This window comes from Peribacillus sp. 05N428 (genome assembly GCF_056397085.1).
Genome location: NZ_JBFTMS010000114.1, coordinates 1 through 1266, shown reverse-complemented (window position 1 = coordinate 1266; position 1266 = coordinate 1). Strand labels below are relative to the sequence as shown.

General features: G+C 38.1%; 1 pseudogene. It reads right to left on the bottom strand.

The annotated features are described in order from the left end of the window. Positions 1 to 298 precede the first annotated feature (298 nt). A pseudogene (locus tag AC1DIV_RS29945) lies at positions 299 to 1266 on the bottom strand (IS110 family RNA-guided transposase); the annotation flags it as partial.

Below are 1266 nucleotides of genomic sequence, written 5' to 3'. Positions count from 1 at the left end.
AATCGCTCCATCTGAACAACAAACTGCATAACCAGTTAAATAACGACATAGTACATTTACCCCCATCAAAAAAATGAGAATATGGAGGGTTTATTTTAGCATGGCTTTTTACTATTGTGTTTTCATACAAAAAAGCTGCCTTAAAGACATCTCTGATCTTCAGCTAAACCAGCTAATAGGATGTCAATATCTTTCTCTAAAATTTTCATTTCCCTTATGATATACTATTTTTGGCCATGACAAATAACCCTCCAAAACCCTTTTGGAAGGATTTTTCTCTGTTTCACAAAATCGTTAATCAGGATAAATCTAGGAATGCTTCTTTTCTCTTTAATAAAGCGTAAACCCAATGAAGAAGTTTATTCATACAGGCAACGATCGCCACTTTGGCTGGCTTTCCTTCCGATTTTTTCTTATCAAAGAAGGCTTTAAGCTTTTTGTTCCTTGAACTCCTTATGCCGCATAGTACGGCAAGATACAGAGAATGACGTAGTCTGCTCGAACCTCTTTTCGTAATACGATTAATGGTTGCCGTAAACTTACCTGATGAGTGAACACTTGGATCTACTCCAGTCGAAGGCAACTAGTTTTTTCGGGTGATTAAACCGATCGATTTCACCAATTTCAGAGATAATCGTGGCTGCGATTTTTTCTCCGATACCGGGAATCGATTGGATGATCTTATATTCTTCTAGTTCATTTGCCAGGGCCACTATACGATCTTCCAACTCAGAGAGGTGTCCCTGGTAATGAAAAAGCAACTCAATATACATACGAAGATTGATTACGTGACTTTGATACACGTTTATTTGAAATGGATTTCGAGACGCGGAGTCCATTATTTTTTTTTGCTTTTTCCCATGCCCATTGAACCGATCGGCTAGGACAGAACTCTATAACACTCTCTGCTAGTTTACTTTCCCCGGCTGTTAATACCGCCTCTGAAGTGGGATATTCCTTTAATATCAATAAAGAAACCCTTGAATATAGATCACCAAAAACCTTCCGGTATTCAGGAAACACTTGATCTAAAATGGTGTGAAACTGAAGTTTAGCTTCCACATACATATTCGTTACGATTTCCTGTTGTCTGGACAAATTCCGAAGGTCTAATAGCTGAATTCCTCTATTTTTATGAGGTTCTAAATCCTCTTTGTAATACAGCACACACAACTGGTACGCATCGATAGCGTCCGTTTTCACCTTCCGTAAGCTGGACTTCTTTGCCTGATAAGAAATAATCGGATTTAGTAAGATATATGGAAC